This is a genomic window from Arthrobacter sp. OAP107 (genome assembly GCF_040546765.1).
Lineage (GTDB): Bacteria > Actinomycetota > Actinomycetes > Actinomycetales > Micrococcaceae > Arthrobacter.
Map to the genome: position 1 here is coordinate 1,403,522 of NZ_JBEPOK010000001.1, position 17,120 is coordinate 1,420,641.

General features: G+C 66.5%; 13 protein-coding genes and 2 tRNA genes. 9 read left to right on the plus strand and 6 right to left on the minus strand.

Going from position 1 to position 17,120, the window contains the following annotated elements; translation table 11 throughout:
* Positions 1-4: 4 nt before the first annotated feature.
* Positions 5-1,447, minus strand: coding sequence for a zinc-dependent metalloprotease (locus ABIE00_RS06585; protein WP_354258254.1), 1,443 nt, complete (start codon positions 1,445-1,447; stop codon positions 5-7).
* 223 nt (positions 1,448-1,670) lie between these two features.
* Here ABIE00_RS06585 and ABIE00_RS06590 point away from each other — a divergent pair, with 223 nt between their 5' ends.
* From ABIE00_RS06590 to ABIE00_RS06610, 5 genes are all read left to right on the plus strand, one after another.
* Positions 1,671-2,831, plus strand: a complete 1,161-nt coding sequence (locus ABIE00_RS06590; protein ID WP_354258257.1) for a YlbL family protein — start codon at positions 1,671-1,673, stop codon at positions 2,829-2,831.
* Between the two features lie 123 nt (positions 2,832-2,954).
* Positions 2,955-5,945 carry a UPF0182 family membrane protein gene (locus tag ABIE00_RS06595; RefSeq protein WP_354258260.1) on the plus strand — a complete coding sequence of 997 codons (2,991 nt, stop codon included), beginning with the start codon at positions 2,955-2,957 and terminating at the stop codon, positions 5,943-5,945.
* A 150-nt stretch (positions 5,946-6,095) separates the two neighbouring features.
* Positions 6,096-6,169: transfer RNA gene (locus ABIE00_RS06600), tRNA-Met, on the plus strand.
* A gap of 169 nt (positions 6,170-6,338) precedes the next feature.
* Positions 6,339-6,415: transfer RNA gene (locus ABIE00_RS06605), tRNA-Met, on the plus strand.
* A gap of 160 nt (positions 6,416-6,575) precedes the next feature.
* Entirely contained in the window at positions 6,576-7,511 is a 936-nt protein-coding gene (locus ABIE00_RS06610; protein WP_354258263.1) for a cytochrome b/b6 domain-containing protein, read from the plus strand.
* 4 nt (positions 7,512-7,515) lie between these two features.
* Here the strand turns inward: ABIE00_RS06610 and ABIE00_RS06615 are convergent, their stop codons facing one another.
* From ABIE00_RS06615 to ABIE00_RS06625, 3 genes are all read right to left on the minus strand, one after another.
* Positions 7,516-8,940: a cryptochrome/photolyase family protein gene (locus ABIE00_RS06615; protein WP_354258266.1), complete on the minus strand. Its 1,425-nt coding sequence runs from the start codon at positions 8,938-8,940 to the stop codon at positions 7,516-7,518.
* Between the two features lie 99 nt (positions 8,941-9,039).
* Positions 9,040-9,831 carry a PspA/IM30 family protein gene (locus ABIE00_RS06620; RefSeq protein WP_354258269.1) on the minus strand — a complete coding sequence of 264 codons (792 nt, stop codon included), beginning with the start codon at positions 9,829-9,831 and terminating at the stop codon, positions 9,040-9,042.
* A 109-nt stretch (positions 9,832-9,940) separates the two neighbouring features.
* Positions 9,941-12,022, minus strand: a complete 2,082-nt coding sequence (locus tag ABIE00_RS06625) for a TPM domain-containing protein (protein ID WP_354258272.1) — start codon at positions 12,020-12,022, stop codon at positions 9,941-9,943.
* 302 nt (positions 12,023-12,324) lie between these two features.
* On the opposite strand from ABIE00_RS06625, the gene ABIE00_RS06630 reads away from it, so the two are divergent.
* From ABIE00_RS06630 to ABIE00_RS06645, 4 genes are all read left to right on the plus strand, one after another.
* A complete protein-coding gene (locus ABIE00_RS06630; protein ID WP_354258275.1) occupies positions 12,325-13,992 on the plus strand; it encodes a S1C family serine protease in 1,668 nt (555 codons plus the stop codon).
* A gap of 245 nt (positions 13,993-14,237) precedes the next feature.
* Positions 14,238-15,038 (plus strand): electron transfer flavoprotein subunit beta/FixA family protein, encoded by an 801-nt coding sequence (locus ABIE00_RS06635; protein ID WP_354263287.1) that lies wholly within the window; start codon positions 14,238-14,240, stop codon positions 15,036-15,038.
* A 14-nt stretch (positions 15,039-15,052) separates the two neighbouring features.
* On the plus strand, positions 15,053-16,006 hold the full coding sequence (locus ABIE00_RS06640) for an electron transfer flavoprotein subunit alpha/FixB family protein (protein WP_354258278.1): 954 nt from the start codon (positions 15,053-15,055) through the stop codon (positions 16,004-16,006).
* A gap of 4 nt (positions 16,007-16,010) precedes the next feature.
* Positions 16,011-16,790, plus strand: coding sequence for a PIG-L deacetylase family protein (locus ABIE00_RS06645; RefSeq protein ID WP_354258281.1), 780 nt, complete (start codon positions 16,011-16,013; stop codon positions 16,788-16,790).
* Positions 16,791-16,855: 65 nt separating this feature from the next.
* Here the strand turns inward: ABIE00_RS06645 and ABIE00_RS06650 are convergent, their stop codons facing one another.
* Together ABIE00_RS06650 and ABIE00_RS06655 are read right to left on the minus strand one after the other, a co-directional pair.
* Entirely contained in the window at positions 16,856-17,008 is a 153-nt protein-coding gene (locus ABIE00_RS06650) for a hypothetical protein (protein ID WP_354263520.1), read from the minus strand.
* Complete coding sequence (locus ABIE00_RS06655; RefSeq protein WP_354258284.1) at positions 16,962-17,114, minus strand: MerR family DNA-binding transcriptional regulator; 153 nt, start codon at positions 17,112-17,114, stop codon at positions 16,962-16,964. The genes ABIE00_RS06650 and ABIE00_RS06655 overlap by 47 nt, the downstream gene beginning before the upstream one ends.
* Between the last annotated feature and the right edge of the window lie 6 nt (positions 17,115-17,120).

Sequence of the window (17,120 nt, forward strand, 5' to 3'; positions counted from 1 at the left end):
CGGCTCAGCCCTTCGGGGCCCCGCCCTCGTCGTCGCCGTCGGCCTTTTGGCCAGCGTCGCCGCCGTCCTTTGCTTCGGCGTCGCCGTCGCTTGCAGCCGGGCTGTCGAAGCCGCCGTTCAGCAGCTTCTGGAGGGCGTCGTCCACTTCGCTGTCACTGGCCTCGGCGAGCTTGCGGCGTTCGCTGAATCCCTTGGGGTCGTCAAGATCTTCGGCGGTCGGGAGTAGGTCGGGATGCTTCCAGATGGCGTCGCGGCCGTCGATGCCGCGCTCGGCCTTCAGCGATGCCCAGAGCGTGGCGGCTTCCCGGAGGCGGCGGGGCCGCAGCTCCAGCCCCACGAGGGAAGCGAACGCGTGTTCCGCCGGGCCTCCAGTGGCGCGGCGGCGGCGGACCGTTTCGCGGAGCGCTGCAGCGGAGGGGAGCACCTTCTCCGTGGCGGCCGCGGTGAGTTCGTCCACCCACCCCTCGACGAGGGCCAGCGCGGTCTCCAGCTTCTGCAGTGCCTGGTCCTGTTCGGGCGTGCGCTGCGGCATGAAGACGCCCTGCGACAGGGCCTCCTGGATTCCCTCCGGGTTGCTGGGGTCCAGGTCCCGGGCCAGCTCCTCGATCCGCGAGGTGTCGATGTGGATGCCGCGGGCGTAGGCCTCGATGGCGCCGAGCAGGTGCCCGCGCAGCCACGGAACCTGGACGAAGAGGCGGGCGTGGGCGGCCTCGCGGACTGCGAGGAAGAGCCGGATGTCGTTTTCGGGAAGGCTGAGACCCTCGCCGAACTTGGCCACGTTGCCGGGCAGAAGCGCCATCTCCAGATCGGCCAGCGGAACGCCGATGTCAGTGGAGCTGACCACGTCGGTGGAGAGTGCTCCAATGGCCTGGCCCAGCTGCATCCCGAAGATGGCGCCGCCCACGTTCTGCAGCATGGAGGAGGCGCCGCCCATCATGGACTTCATCTCCTCCGGCATCTGCTCCGTCATGGCGGCGGAGAGGGCGTTGGCCACGCTGTTGGCCACCGGTTCCGTGAGCCGCTTCCAGGTGCCGAGTGTCTCCTCCACCCATTCGGCGCGGGACCACGCCTTGCCGATGAGGCCGGTGGCAGGCAGGTCCGTGACCTGGTCCAGCCACAGTTCGGCGAGCCGCAACGCCTCATCCACTTCGCGTGACTGCGTGGACGTGACCGAGGGGTCGGCGCTGCCGGCGGCCACGCGGCGGGCGTTGTCATGGGCGAGCTTCCAGTTGACGGGGCCCTCCGAGGGCGCGCTCATCATGGCCTGCACCTGGGAGAACATCTGGGCCAGCAGGTTGGGATCGTTCGGCAGCCCGGCGGCTTTGGCCAGTTCTGCGGGGTCAATGTCACCCAGGCCCTTGCCGCCCATGAGGTTCTGCAGCATCTCCGCCAGCGGATCCTTGGGATTTTCGTCGCCGTTGGACGGATTGAGTGGATTGGAGGTCATGATCCCGCCGATCGTCGGTGTGACTATTAATCAACTTTCACGCTACCCCTGTGCGGGAGTGGCTGTCTGCCGAAAGCCGGGACGTTCGCTGTAGGCAAAGACCTAAGGGCAGGCCGGGACGCGTAGTGTTAGAAGCCGGAACGTATGTAGGCTGCGCCCCGGCCCTCCGCCGGGCTGCGGCCGCGGTGCAGCGCTGAACGACGCGGTGCGGAGAGGTCCTTCAGTGACGATAACCAAGGGCGGCCAGCCCGCAGAGGAGTCCCCGGCGCCCGCCGCCGGTGGCGGAGATCCCGACGGAACCGGGGACGCCCGCCGGTGGCGGCATGGCCGGGGCCGGGATCCCCGCATCTCCGCGATGACACTGTCCGGGCTTCTGGCGCTCGGGCTCGGCGTGACGGCCGCCGTCCTGCCCGTCCCGTATGTGGTGGAATCACCCGGGCCCACGTTCAACACACTCGGCACGGAGAATACGAAGCCCGTGATCAGCGTTTCCGGCCGCGAGACGTTCCCGGCCAAGGGAAACCTCGACCTCACCACCGTCTACGTCGACGGCGGCCCCAACGGTCCCGTGAGCGTCTTTGAGGCGTTCTCGGCCTGGCTTGACGGCTCCAAGGCGGTGTACCCCGAGGAACTGATCTTCCCGACAGGCGTCACCAAGGAGGAATCGCAGCAGGAGAGCGCCGTGGCCATGGCCACGTCACAGGAGAACGCCGTGGCGGCGGCCCTGAAGGGGCTCGACATCGCCTACACCCAGAAGCTCGAAGTGGCGGACCTGTCCGAGGGCTCGGCCGCGCAGGGCAAATTGCAGAAGGGTGACGTCTTCACCTCCATCAACGCCAAACCCGTCACGTCACTTGAGGTGATCCAGGACGAACTGGCCGCCGGAAAGGGAAAGCCCGCCGTCGTCGTCGTAAACCGGGACGGCAAGCAGGTGACCGAAACGGTGACACCGGCGAAGAACCCGTCCGGACGGTACATCCTGGGCGTCCTGCTGCAGTACCGCTTCACTTTCCCGTTCGACGTGAAGATCTCCCTGGACAAGGTGGGCGGCCCGAGCGCCGGAATGATGTTCGCCCTGGGAATCATGGACACCCTGACGCCCGGGGACCTCACCGGCGGAAAACACATCGCCGGGACGGGCACCATCAGCCCCGACGGTGTGGTGGGCCCGATCGGGGGCATCGCGGTGAAGATGCACGGTGCCCGGGCCGACGGCGCCACCATGTTCCTGGCCCCGGCGGCGAACTGCACAGAGGTCGTTGGGCATATTCCGGACGGGCTGCAGGTGGTCAAGGTGGAAAACCTGGACGAGGCAAAGTCCGCCGTGGAGCTGGCCGCCACGGGCGCCGACACCTCGGGACTTCCGGGCTGCACCAACAACTAGACTAAATCGAGGAACTAAGGCTCCGGTCCGCTCGTGGCACTAATTGAGAGCCGGTGCCCTGCAGGCCCGCCACTGAAAACTTAAGATCAAGACCAGCAACTGACACAGCTATGAGGTACGAGTTTGTCCCGTCCTGCCAGCCCCACCCCGCCCGGAAAACTCCAGACAAGGCGCGGTGCATTGACGCCCACGCTCATCGTCGTTGCGCTGGTTGTTGTCGGGTTCATCTTCTTCGCCAACGTGTGGACGGACGTCCTGTGGTACCAGCAGCTTGGCTACTTCGAGGTGTTCCTGACTGAGAACCTGGCGAGGATCGGCATTTTCGCCGCCGGCTTCCTCCTCATGTTCGCGGCCGTGTTTTACGCGATCCGGATCGCTTACCACGCCCGGCCCGTCTATGCGCCGGACTCGGAAATCCGGGACAACCTCAACCGCTACCAGGCGCAGCTGGAACCCGTGCGGCGCGTGGTCATGATCGGGCTGCCCGTGCTGTTCGGGCTCTTCGCCGGCAGCGCGGCCTCCAGCCAGTGGCAGAAGGTCATGCTGTTCTTCAACCAGGAGTCCTTCGGCCAGAACGATCCGGAGTTCGGACTCGACATCGGCTTCTACCTGATGACGCTGCCGTTCCTGGGCTTCGTCACCGGTTTCCTGATCAGCGTGGCGATCGTGGCCGGCATCGCGGGCATCCTCACGCACTACCTGTACGGCAGCATCAGGATCATGGAACGCGGCATCTTCACCAGCCGCGCGGCGCAGATCCACCTCGCCGTTACCGGTGCCTCCTTCCTGATCCTGCTGGGCATCAACTTCTGGCTAGACCGCTACTCCGCACTGCAGAACAGCGGCGGACGCTGGGCCGGCGCGCTGTACACCGATGTCAACGCCGTCATCCCGACCAAGGCGATCCTGGCCGTCGCGGCGGCCCTCGTCGCCATCCTCTTCATCGTCGCTGCCGTCATCGGCAAGTGGCGGCTCCCGGTAATCGGCACGGCCATGCTGATCATCACCTCCATCCTGGCCGGCGGCGTCTACCCGTGGGTCATCCAGCAGTTCCAGGTCCGCCCGTCCGAGCAGACCCTGGAACGGAAGTACATCGAGCGCAACATCGGCATGACCCGGGCGGCCTACGGCCTGGACCAGGTGAAGGTGGAGCGGTACAACGCCACCACCACCACGACAGCCGGCGCCCTGGCCCCGGACGCGCAGACCACGGCCAACATCCGGCTCCTGGACCCGAACCTGATCTCGGACGCCTTCTCGCAGCTTGAGCAGTTCCGCCCTTACTACCAGTTCCCCAAGGCACTCAACGTGGACCGGTACATGGTGGATGGCAAGATGCAGGACACCGTCATCGCGGTGCGCGAGCTGAACCCGGACGGCCTCGCCGCCGACCAGCAGTCCTGGCTGAACCGCCACGTCGTCTACACCCACGGCTACGGTGTTGTTGCCGCGAAGGGCAACAAGTTCACGGTTGACGGAAAGCCGGAGTTCCTGCAGTCCGGCATCCCGTCCACCGGCGTTCTCGGCAATGACCAGACCTACGAACCGCGCATCTACTTCGGCGAGGATTCCCCGGAATACTCGATTGTGGGTGCTCCGGAAGGCGCGCCGCACCGCGAACAGGACCGCCCGGCCTCCAAGGAGGGCGGCGAAACGCAGTACACGTTCACCGGAAACGGCGGCCCGAACGTCGGCAGCTTCTTCAACAAGGTTCTCTACTCGATCAAGTTCCAGTCCTCGGACCTGCTGCTGTCCGACGGCGTGAACGAGGCCTCCCAGATCCTGTACGAACGCAACCCGCGGGAACGCGTGCAGAAGGTTGCTCCTTACCTGACGGTGGACGGCAACGCCTACCCCGCCGTGGTTGACGGCCGGGTCAAGTGGATCGTGGACGGCTACACCACCAGCCAGTACTACCCGTACTCGCAGCAGGAACAGCTCTCCGACGCCACCACGGATTCACAGACCACGGCCGGCCGCAACGTGGCGCTGCCCAACAGCTCAGTCAACTACATCCGCAACTCGGTCAAGGCCACCGTGGACGCCTACGACGGTTCCGTGACACTGTACGCGTGGGATGACCAGGATCCCCTCCTGAAGGCCTGGCAGAAGGTGTTCCCTTCCACCCTGAAGCCCTACTCGGAGATGTCCGCCGCTGTTATGAGCCACGTCCGCTACCCGGAGGACCTGTTCAAGGTCCAGCGTGAGCTGCTGGGCCGCTACCACGTGACGGATCCGGTGAGCTTCTACAAGAACGACGACGCGTGGAGCGTTCCGAACGATCCCACCGTGTCGCAGGAGGTCAAGCAGCCGCCGTTCTACATGTCGCTGCAGATGCCGGACCAGAAGACACCGGCGTTCCAGCTGACCTCGTCCTATATTCCGCAGGTGGTCAACAACAACGCGCGCAACGTCCTGTACGGCTTCCTCGCAGCTGATTCCGACGCGGGCTCGAAGAAGGGCGTGAAGTCCGAGAGCTACGGGCAGCTGCGGCTCCTGCAGGTCCCGCCCGAAGCCCAGGTGCCCGGCCCCGGCCAGGCACAGAACAAGTTCAACTCGGATCCCGCGGTCTCGCAGGCCCTGAACCTGCTGCGGCAGGGCGCGTCGGATGTGCTCAACGGCAACCTGCTGACACTTCCCGCGGCCCGCGGCATGCTCTACATACAGCCCGTCTACCTCAAGTCCACAGGTGAGACCTCCTACCCGACCCTGCAGCGGGTGCTCGTGGCCTTCGGTGACAAGATCGGCTTCGCGCCCACCCTGGACGAGGCCCTCAACCAGCTGTTTGGCGGCCGGTCCGGGGCCCAGGCCGGGGACTCGCCGAACAACGGCAAGACACCGACGACACCGGGCGGCGGGACGACACCGCCGTCCACGGGTTCGGAGGATGCCAAGGCAGCACTGAAGGCTGCCCTGGATGAGGCGAACGCGGCCATCAAGGCAGGCCAGGCTGCGCTGGCCAAGGGTGACTTCGCGGCGTACGGCGAGCAGCAGAAGAAGCTGTCCGCCGCGCTGCAGAAGGCTCTCGACGCGGAGGCGAAGCTGGGCAGCACCGGAACTGCCAGCACCCCGACGTCGCCATCCGCGACACCGACGCCGACACCCAGCGGCTGATCGGCAGCCTGATCGACTGAAAGGCCGGCCCTCCCGGCGAAGGGGAGGGCCGGCCTTTTCCGTAGGAGAGAGCCTTGGCCTGCTGGAGACGCAGATCACGTCGTTTGGATTTGGCCTCCTGTTCACCGGCCGGTAGAGTAGTTCTTGCGACGCGGGGTGGAGCAGTTCGGTAGCTCGCTGGGCTCATAACCCAGAGGTCACAGGTTCAAATCCTGTCCCCGCAACTGAAGAAAAAACCCGGATCACCGCATGGTGGTCCGGGTTTTTTGCTGTCCGGCTGACGGCCGACTGCGCGATGGGCTTAGCGGCACGGACCAAGCGGCCGTGGTCCAAGCCGCCGCAAAAGGCCGTGGTCAAAGCCGCCGCAAAAGTAGGGTACAGTTGATCAAGCGACGCGGGGTGGAGCAGTTCGGTAGCTCGCTGGGCTCATAACCCAGAGGTCACAGGTTCAAATCCTGTCCCCGCAACCATGAAGAGGCCCCGACCGGTGACATACCGGTCGGGGCCTCTTGCTTTCCCGGTAGCTTTTGTTCACGTATTGGCTGTTCCTAGTATTCTCTTTCGCAGGGCCCGAGCGTTTCTGCGGGGCAGATGCCCGACCAAGCCATCCTCGAGAGGAATGTAGTTTCGATGTCCACAACGAAGAACAAAACCGGCACTGCGAAAGGCAAGCGGTCCAGGCTCTACTGGACGGTGCCGGCGGTCCTCGTGGCTGCAGTGCTGGTGGTTCTGCTCGCAAAGTGGGCCACGGGCCTCTCCGGCGTACAGTCCTTCCTGGCTTCTTACCCGGGGCACTCGGAGCTTCCTGCCGGCGCCCCCGTCGGCTTCCCGGCCTGGCTGGCGTGGCAGCACTTCCTGAACGCGTTCTTCCTGCTGCTTATCATCCGTTCGGGGTGGCAGGTCCGCACCACCACCCGCCCCGCAGGCTACTGGACCCGGAACAACAAGGGGTTCATCAAAACCAGGACGGCGCCCACCAAGATCAGCCTCGATCTCTGGTTCCACCTCACCCTCGATGCGCTGTGGATCCTGAACGGGCTGGTCTTTGTGATCCTGCTCTTCGCAACCGGTCAGTGGACCCGGATCGTCCCTACGTCGTGGGATGTTTTCCCCAACGCCGTCTCGGCCGCCCTGCAGTACGCGTCGCTGAACTGGCCCACGGAGGACGGCTGGGTGAACTACAACGCCCTGCAGCTGCTGGCCTACTTCGCCACGGTGTTCATCGCTGCTCCGCTGGCCTTCATCACCGGCCTGCGGATGTCCGCCGCGTGGCCCAAAAAGGCGGCCGGGCTGAACAAGGCCTTCCCCATCGAGGCCGCCCGCGCAGTGCATTTCCCGGTGATGATCTACTTCGTGGCCTTCATCGTGGTGCACGTGTTCCTGGTTCTGGCCACGGGCGCGCTCCGGAACCTCAACCACATGTACGGCGGGAGCGATGACGTGAGCTGGGTCGGCTTCTGGTTCTGCGTCGCATCGGTCGCGGTCATGGTGGGAGCCTGGTTCCTGGCCCGGCCGCTGTTCCTGCGGCCCATCGCATCGCTCATGGGCAAGGTCACCAACCGGTAGCTTCTCACTCCTCCTTGAGCCGCTGGTAGGTGTCCAGCGCCCGTTCCCTGGACTCCTGCAGGCCCACCAGAGGCTCCGGGTAACCGGGAGCCGCTGACGGATTCTTCCACGGCTCATGCACGGCGCGGTCATCCAGGTCCGCCAGTTCCGGGACGTAGCCGCGAAGGTAACTGCCCCCGGCGTCGAACTTCCTGCTCTGCGTCACCGGATTGAAGATCCGGAAGTAAGGGGAGGCGTCCGCGCCTGAGCCCGCCACCCACTGCCAGTTGGCCGGGTTGTTGGCCGCGTCGGCGTCGACGAGGGTGTCCCAGAACCAGGCCTCGCCCACCCGCCAGTCGGCAAGCATGTTTTTCACCAGGAATGACGCCGCAGCCATGCGGACCCTGTTGTGCATCCAGCCGGTCTGCCACAGTTGCCGCATGCCGGCGTCCACGAGCGGGTAGCCGGTACGCCCCTGTTGCCAGGCCTCCAGTTCGGCGTCCGACGGCGTTTGCCAGGCAAAGTGGTCAAACTCCCGGCGGTAGTTTTGGGTGGGCAGATCCGGATTTTCGAAAAGCAGCTGCCAGCAGAATTCGCGCCAGCCCAGTTCGCTCCGGAAAATCCCGACGCCGGCCGGTGCGTGTCGCGGGAAGCGTTCCCGGAGGGAATGCCATACGCGGAAAGGACTGATCTCGCCGAAGCGCAGGTGCGGCGAGAGGCGGCTGGTGCCCTCGACACCGGGCAAGTCACGGCCCCTGCCGTAATCTTCCACGGGACCGTCCAGGAAATCGTCCAGCCGATCGTGGGCGCCGTCCTCGCCCGGAGTCCAGGTCGCTGCGAGGCCGCCGCTCCAGTCCGGCCGCCGGGGAAGGAGCCGCCAGCTGTCCAGCCGGTCACCGGCCGGTGGCCGCCCCGCGGTTGCTGCTGCGGGCTCTGGGAACCGGTCCGGGGGATCGGCGGGAAGCCGCGGTTCTGCACCGGCTAGGCAGGAGCGCCAGAACGGCGTGAAGACCTTGTACGGTCCGCCCGAGCCTGTTCGCACAGTCCAGGGCTCGAACAGCAGGTTCGCCTGGAAGCTGGTGGCCTCGATGCCCTGTCCGGCCGCCCACTCCTTGATGCCGGCGTCGATGGTCCGCTCCGGCTGGCCGTACCGCCGGTTCCAGAACAACCTCTCCGCACCGGTCTCAGCGGCCAGCTCCTCGATGAGCGGAGCGGCGGCTCCGCGGCGCAACAGCAGCCGCGACCCGTGTGCTTCGAGGCTCGAGGCGAGGGCGGACAATGATCGGTGGAGCCACCACCTGGCTGCGGCGCCCAGCGGGCGGATGCCGGGGGAGTCCTCGTCGAGGATGTAGACGACGGTTAGCGGATCCGGCAACGCAGCTGCTGCGGCGAGGGCGGGGTTGTCGTCGAGCCGGAGGTCGTCCCGGAGCCAGACAATGGTGGAAGCCATGGTTTCACGCTACACGGACCGGGGACGGCGGAGGTCGGGATCCCGGTGGATCCCGGCCTCTGCCGGTGAAGCTGACGGCGACTCAGGTTCAGTACGTGCCTACAGCTTGTCGAAATCCGCCTCATCCACCGTGGAATGCGACGCCGACGAAGCCGTGTCACCGGCCCCGATGGCGGGCTTGGCGTTGCCTGACTTCAGCGCGGCAAGCCGGGCCTCGATCTCGGTCTGCTCGCCGAGGTCCTCGAGCTGGTTGAACTGGGCGTCGAGGCTCGAAGCGGCAAGTTCCTGCTGGCCGCGGACCTTGGCCTCTTCGCGCCGGATCTTTTCTTCGAAGCGGCCCACCTCGCTGGTGGGGTCCATGAAATCGATGCTCTTGAGCGCATCATGGACCTGCGACTGGGCGGCGGCCGTCTTCGAACGGGCCACGAGTTCGTTGCGCTTGCTGGTCAGCTGGTTCAGCTTGCCCTTCATCTGGTCCAGCCCGGTCTTGAGCCGGTCCACCACCTCGGTCTGGGAGGCGATATTCGGCTCAGCGGCCTTTGCCTCGTTCTCCGACGACATCTGGCGTTGCAGGGCCACCTTGGCAAGATTGTCGAACTTCTGGGCGTCGGCCGCGTTGCCGGCGCTGCGGAACTCATCAGCCTTGCGGGACGCGGCCAGGGCCTTGTTGCCCCAGTCCTGCGCGTTCTTGATGTCCTCGTTGTAGTCGTCCTGGAGCATGCGCAGGTTTCCGATGGTCTGGGCCACCGCGGACTCGGCCTCGGCAATGTTGTTGGTGTAGTCCCGGACCATCTGATCCAGCATTTTCTGCGGATCCTCGGCCTGGTCCAGGAGCGAATTGATGTTTGCCTTCGCCAGCTGCGCCATGCGGCCGAAAATGGACTGCTTCATGGTGTTACCTTTCGTCCTGCTCCGAATGTGCCACTGAGTTCAGTGAACAGTTGTGTACCGTTTTTACCGGCCGGCCCGGTTGCACGGGCCGGGGCTTAGTCTGTGCCGGTCAGAAACTGCCAGAGTCTCCGCCGCCGAAGTCACCCCCACCGAAGTCCCCTCCGCCGAAGCCGCCGCCGGAATCGCCGCCCCAGCCGCCGCCGTCACCCCAGCCTCCGCCGTCGCTGTGGCCACCTCCCCAACCGCCGCCGCTGCCGCCGTTGAGGATGGAGTTGATGAGGATGCCGCCGAGGATGGCACCGCCCAGGCCGCCCCCTCCGCCGCCACCAAACATGCCGCCGCGGCCGTAGCCCTGGCCATATCCCTGGTTGGCGTAGCCGAAGCTGTCGACGTCGGACTGGGCCAGCTGGGCGGCCTGCGCTGCCAGGGCATGCGCCTGCTGTGCGTAGGTCAGGGCGGTTACGGGGTCGTTGCGCGAGATGGACAGGGCGTAATCGAGGTTGCGCTGGGCCTCCGCCAGGCGCGTCCGGGCCTCGGTGCCCACGCCGCCGCGGCGGGCGGTGATGTAATCCGACGTGGCACTGATCTGCGCCTGGGCGGACATGATGGTCTGCTGCAGCGAAGCCTGCGCCCGGCGCGCCTGCTCCTGCTGGTCCCGGATGCCGCCGAGGGCCTGATCGAGGGCCTGGTGCGCCGACTCGACGCGCTCCAGGGTCGCGATGGGGTCGATCTTGCCGCTCTGCATTTCGCTCTTGACACGGGCGAGGGCCGCTTCGACTCCGGCCACGGGCCCATCAAGCTCCGGGTGGGCGCCGGACTGGATCATGGCGCGTGCCTGGGCAAGGTCCTGGGACGTGTCCACAACAGCGGACTCCAGTCCCTGGCGGGCCGAGTCCAGGCTGCCGGCCACCTTGGAGATTGCATCCAGCAGCACGTTCGTCTGGTGCAGGCTCTCCTCCGATGCCCGGACGGCCACGGCGGCGAGGCTGCCCTCTCCGGCAGCGAGCTTTTCACGGGCTGTGGCGCTGGCGTTCTGCACGAAGGCCAGCCGCTCCTTGGCCTGCGTGATGTTGTCCGTTATTTGGGCGAGGGCGCTGTCCGCGTACTTTCCGCGAAGTTCCGCCAGGGTCTGGTCGGCGCGGGCGATCTTTGCGTCCGCTTCCGCGGCGCTGGCGTCCACTGCCGCCAGGGCCTGGGGCGCATTCTTCTCGAGTTCGCGCAGCGAGTCGAAGTCCGCCTTTTGTTCCTGCAGCGATGCCAGGGCAGCCTCCGACCTGCGGATGATTTCGCCGAGCCAGCTGCGCTGCTGTTCTTCGGTGTCCGGGATGTGGTCGTCCAGCTGCTGCTGCAGCTTGAACGACTCGGACATGTGGGCCTTCGCCTCCTGGAGCGCCTTGGTGAAGTTGCCCACGGCCGCTTCCCCGTATTGCGCCTCGGCGAAGCCCAGTTCCTGCTCGCTGGACTTGATCGCGTCGTCTGCCTCAATCAGCAGGGAGCCGCTCTTCCGGCGCAGGTCCTCGATGCTCATCCCGGCCAGGGGATCAAGTTCGGCACCCTGCGGACCGTAGCTTGCGCTGGACGCCTGGCCGGCCTTCTTGCGCCTGTTGCGCAGGTAAAGATATGTGCCCGCGCCGCCGGCGGCCACGACGCCCGCACCAACGAGCACGGCGGTGCCCGCACCGGCGCCGGAGGGGACATTGCCGCTGCCGCCACCGGCAGCGTCGCCGATGGCAGCCGCGGTGTCGATGGCGGCCTGCGCAAAGTCCCTTTTGCCGCCACCGAGGTTGGCCGCAATCGCGTTCTGTGTAATGTTCCCGGTCTTCGACGCAATGGCACTTGCCGTGTTGGGGGCGAAGTAGTACCTGCCCTGGTCGGTGGCGATCGCCAGGATTACGTCAGCCCTGCCCATGCCCTTGTTGGTGGCCACAGCCTGGCCCCACGCCTTGGGATCAGCCGGATTTTCGAATGACTTCACCGTGACCACGTACAGGTTGTACTTGTGGTCCTTGAGGAGCTTCTGGATGGAGTTCTCAACTTCGCCCTTGCGGCTGCCGAGGACATTCGCGTCATCGACGATGTTTTGGCCGGAGGGGATGGCTACCGGATCCTCGGCCCAGGCCGCCGCGGCCGGAGCCGCCAGCACTGCCGTCAGGCCGATCACGGCGAGAACACGTTTCAACATTGACCGCATGGCAACCCTTCAGCACGCCGCGGCTGGTTCGGGACGAACAGCCGTCACAGAATGCAGCAGCGCCCCCACGCCGGGTGTAAAGCCGCAGGTCGCTGTGGCAATTCTTCTTGATTCTATGGTGCACCAGCGGGACCGTCCACGGCGGGGAATATGCCGCCAGCGAAAAGCGCCGGAAGACCGCGGTCCTGAACAGTGGCAGTACTGCCCCCTCGGAGGGCATTCAGGAACCTCCCAGCAAACGTCCGAATTAGTTTCAGTCCGATCGTCCATAGTTAATACAGACGCGGATGAAAGGAAGTCCAATGACTGAGCACCCAGTACCGGGCGCAGCACCTGAGAACCGAGATCCTTCAGGGCGCCCTGTTGATCCGACCCCTCGGCCTGAGCCCGCCGAGGGTCTCCAGCCTCCTGCACCGCAGGACAGCGCATACCGCACCGCCGGCGGTTCCGAGAACCCGACGGTACGCCTCGACTCCGACAGCAACCCCACCCGGCCGCTGTACCGGCCCGCCCAGGACGCAAGCCAGCCAAATGAAGGGCAGGCCCGTGCAGCCCGGGCCGATGAAGGCCAGCCGTATGGCAGCCCTGCGGCCGGCCGCGAGCATGCGCAGCAGCAGCGTCCCGGCGGTCCGCATCCCGTTTACCCCCAGCACGCACCCTTCTACGGGCAGCAGTCGGCACCGGCGGCGCAGCCGAGCGGTCCCCAGTACTCGCAAAACAACAGCCATTCCGCTTTCCAGGACAACCGCACCAACCAGCCCAAACGCAAGGCAACGTTCGGCGTCGGCACGCTGGTGGCCAGCATCCTGGCCGCAGGCCTGGTGGGCGGCGGCGTTGCCACCGTTGGCTCCGGCAACCTGTTCGATGCCGGCGGAACCGCGCCAGCCGTCAGTTCCGGCAGCCAGCCCGGGACGGTGATCGTCAACAACCAGGATTCGGTCAACGAGATCACGGCCGCGGCCGTCAAGGCATCGCCGAGCGTAGTGACCATTAAGGCCACCAGCGGGAGCGACGGCGGCACCGGCTCCGGGATCATCCTCGACGACCAGGGCCACATCCTCACCAACACCCACGTAGTGACGCTGGACGGCGCCACCGCGAACGCGGACATTGAAATCCGCACGAACGACGGCCGCGTCCTCACTGCCAAGGTGGTTGGCACCGACCCGCTGTCAGACCTCGCGGTTATCAAGGTGGACAACCCGTCTGGCCTGACGCCGGCAGCGCTGGGTGATTCCAGCAAGCTGAACGTCGGGGACACGGCGGTGGCCATCGGTTCCCCGCTTGGCCTCACCGGCACGGTGACGGACGGCATCGTCTCCACGCTCAACAGGACCATCAGCGTGGCGTCCTCGGCGGCCCCGAAAGAGGGAACGGACAGCTCCCAGGGCGGCGACCAGGGCTTCCAGTTCGCTCCTCCGGGCCAGGGTCAGGGCCAGAGCTCGGCCAACCAGGGATCGATCTCCATCAACGTCATCCAGACGGACGCGGCGATCAACCCGGGCAACTCCGGTGGTGCCCTGGTGAACAGCAAGGGTGAGGTGATCGGTGTCAACGTCGCGATCGCCTCGGCCGGCGGCAGCTCCGCATCCAGCGGAACGGGCAACATCGGTGTGGGCTTCAGCATCCCGATCAACAACGCAAGGCGCGTGGCCCAGGAGATCATCGACAAAGGCAAGGCCACCCACGGCCAGCTGGGCGTAAGCGTCAAGGAGAAGGCGGCATCAGCCTCCGGGTTCTCCACGGGAGCCGATGTGGCCTCGGTGGAGCAGGGCTCGGCGGCGGCCAAGGCGGGGATCAAGGTGGGCGACGTGGTGACGCGTTTCAACGACCTGGCCATCAGTGACCCGAACCAGCTGACGGCAGCCGTCCGCGAGCAGCCGTCCGGTTCCTCGGTGAAGATCACGGTCCTGCGCAACGGCCGCGAACAGCAGCTGGACGTCACGCTCGGCGCAGCGGCGGAACAGTAGGGCGCAGTAACTGCGCCAAGCACGACGGCGGGCCGCACCTCTTGAGTTCCAGAGAGGGGCGGCCCGCCGTCGTTGTCCCTGCCATCAGCCCGGGCCTTTGACACAGGCGTTAACGGGACGTCATATGACGGGCCCAATATGGTTAGCTAGGAGCTACCCGTATCCCGGGCGTTCCACGGCCATGACCTCACCCGGCTGGCTATCCACAAGCACGGAAGGCTGCTGTAAATACAGTGGAAGAGACATTGAAGATCGTCGTCCTGGTCAAGCATGTGCCGGACGCCCAGTTCGACCGGCACCTCAGCGGCGAGGGCCACACCACGGACCGCGACGAGAGCATCCTGTCCGAACTGGATGAGTACGCCCTGGAAGCCGCGCTGCAGCTTGCCGAAGCCCGCGGCGGTGCCAAGGCCGGCAACAAGGTAATCGCTTTGAGCATGGGACCGGCCGGCGCCGTGAACGCCATCAAGAAGTCCCTGCAGATCGGCGCCACCGAGGGTGTGCACCTCACCGATGGTGCGCTCGCCGGCTCGGACGCGGCCGCTACCTCGCTGGCGCTCGCCGCTGCCGTCCGCCACCTCGGCGCGGACGCCCCGGTGGACCTGGTGCTGACAGGCATGGCCTCCACCGACGGCGAGACCTCCCTGGTGCCCGCACAGCTCGCCGAGCGCCTGGGGCTTCCGCAGGTCACCTTTGCCTCCTCCCTCGACGTCGACGGCGGACGGGTCACGGCGCGCCGCGATGCGGACACCCACTCGGAGACGGTTGAGGCGTCGCTGCCCGCAGTGGTCTCCGTGACCGACCAGATCAACGAACCGCGCTACCCCAACTTCAAGGGCATCATCGCGGCCAAGCGCAAGAGCATCACCACGCTTTCCCTGGCTGACATCGGAGTCGATTCCTCCCAGGTGGGCCACGCCGGATCCTGGACCCGCGTGACGGCGGCCGAGGAACGCCCGCCGCGCACCGCCGGCACCATCATCACGGACGAAGGCGACGCCGGCATCAAGCTGGTTGACTTCCTGGCCGCCCAGAAGCTGCTCTAAGAGGACTCCACAACATGGCAAACGTACTGGTATTCATTGACAACCCCGGGCAGGCTCTCAAGAAGAGCAGCCTGGAACTCCTCACCATCGCCCGCTCCCTCGGGGAGACCGCCGTGGCGGTCAACGGCGAACTGTCCGACGACGCCGCCGGCACCCTGGGTGCCTACGGTGCCGCCAGCATCTTCCGGCCGGCCGCAGCGGACCTCGACGACTACCTCGTCGCCCCCAAGGCCGCCTTCCTGGCTGCCGTGGCGGACAAGTCCGGTGCCACCACGGTCCTGCTGGAGAACTCACCCGAAGGCAAGGAAATCGCTGCCCGGCTCGGCATCCGGCTGAGCGCCGGCGTCATCACCGACGTCATCGCCGTTGACGCCGACGGCACCGCCCACAAGTCGGTGCTGGCCGGTTCCTACACCACGACGGCGAAGGCCACCACCCCGGTCACCGTCCTGTCCGTGAAGGCAAACTCCGTGGACCCCGAACCCGCGGCGGCGCCCGTCACACCCGAAACGGTCACCGTCGACGCCCCTGCTGACGCCACCGCAGCCGCTGCCCGCATCACCTCCCGCGAACAGAAGGTCGCCAGCGGACGCCCGGACCTCACCGATGCGCGCATCGTGGTGGCCGGCGGACGCGGCCTCGACGGCGACTTCGGCCCCGTGGAGGAACTGGCGGATGCACTGGGTGCGGCCGTGGGCGCATCCCGCGCGGCAACGGACGCCGGCTGGATCAGCCACGACGCGCAGGTCGGCCAGACAGGCAAGACCGTCTCGCCCCAGCTGTACATTTCCGCCGGCATCTCCGGCGCCATCCAGCAGAAGGCCGGCATGCAGACCGCCAAGGTGATCGTCGCCGTGAACAAGGACGCCGAATCGCCCGTATTCGAAATCGCCGACTTCGGCATCGTGGGCGATCTCTTCCAGGTGCTGCCGCAGGCAACCGAAGAGATCAAGAAGCGCAAGGGCTGAACCCTTGACCCAAAACGCTGCACCAGCGCAGAGCCCGTTCAATCCGGAACAGCACCGGATTGAGCGGGTGCTCTGTTTCTCAGCCCATCCGGACGACATCGATTTCGGCGCCGCCGGCACCATCGCCGCGTGGACGTCGGCCGGCGTCGAGGTCAGCTACTGCATCATGACCGACGGCGACGCCGGCGGCTTCGACCCTGCGCACCGCGCAGAAATCATCGCCCTCAGGGCGGCCGAGCAGGAACGTGCCGCGGCCCTCGTCGGCGTGACGGACATCCATTACCTGCACCAGCGCGACGGGTACCTTGAGCCGAACCACGAGGTGATGCGCGGGGTGGTGAAACTGATCCGCGAAGTCCGGCCCGACGTCGTGCTTTCCATGCACCCGGAGCGCAACTGGAAGCGAATCCAGAAGAGCCATCCGGACCACCTGGCGGTGGGGGAGGCGGTGACCCGTGCCGTCTACCCGGCCGTGGAGAACCCCTTCGCATACCCGGACCTCGCCGAGGCCGGCCTGGAGGCCTTCAAGCTTCCGTGGCTGTGGCTCTACGCGGGTCCGGAGGAGCGGGAAAACCACTTTGTGGACGTCACGGACCATGTGGAGAGCAAGCTCGAGGCGATCCACGTTCACGTCAGCCAGCATCCCGACGCCGAGGCCATGGAGGCCACCGTCCGGAGCGGCATGCGGGCAAATGCCCAACGTGCCGGCCTCCCCGACGGACGGAGCGTCGAGGCATTCCACGTTGTCATGGTCAATGGGCCCGGCACGATCGCCGGCTTCTAGGCTGCCCCTCTGCCCTGGGCGTCAGCCGGCGGCCGGGCGGAACTGCGACGCCGCGTAGACCTTGATCACTCCAGCAGGTAGGCGGCGAGGCCTGCGCGGCTCTTGTCGTAGAAGGCGGTGAACCGCGGGTAGGCCTGCTTGTCGGCAGCGCTGAGTGCTGCGTGCCGCGCCTTACTGTCCTCGACGGCCGCGTCGTCCCACCGCTGGCGGGCTTCCACGCGGCAGCAACCCCACCTGGTCGTAGTGCCGGAGGGTCCTGGACGAGACCCTGCCCAGCTTCGCCGGCTCGGCGATGGACCAGCTCCGGAGTTCTTCCTGCTTCATGCCTGC